The sequence below is a fragment of the Mesorhizobium sp. BHbdii genome, assembly GCF_053848045.1.
The window spans coordinates 1-421 of record NZ_JBSPKX010000264.1 but is presented as its reverse complement, the minus strand read 5'-3'; the positions used below and the strand labels follow the sequence as shown (position 1 = coordinate 421).

At 61.3% G+C, this 421-nt stretch carries 1 pseudogene; it reads left to right on the top strand.

The window, feature by feature from the left end:
* Positions 1-140 precede the first annotated feature (140 nt).
* A pseudogene (locus tag ACWTU8_RS32960) lies at positions 141-421 on the top strand (calcium-binding protein); the annotation flags it as partial.

Sequence of the window (421 nt, the reverse complement as noted above, 5' to 3'; positions counted from 1 at the left end):
CCTTCATCACCATGATGAACATGGGGACTTCGGAAAACCCCGACTTTTAAAACCCTTACACCCCCGCCAACCCGCATATCGACTATTCCGGCCTGGATCCCTCCCCGGTACGCACCGGCACAAGCACGGTCGACTACAACATGATCGACAGGACCGTGGCCGCGGCGGTCCCCTCGGGCATCCCGCTCAGCCAGGTCGTTCCGGTTTATCAGACGTTCGGCGGCGGCAACTACACCACTGACACGGGCGGCCAGTATGTCCTCCCCACCGCTGCCCAGGAACAGACCATGCTGGACCACTGGGCCAAGGTGGCGCCATCGCCTGCCTTCGACTATGCCTATGCATGGGGGTCTCAACAGGGCGACACCGCACTTGGCAACTCGCCGGAGCTGCAGGCGTTGTTCCAGCAACATAATCTCAG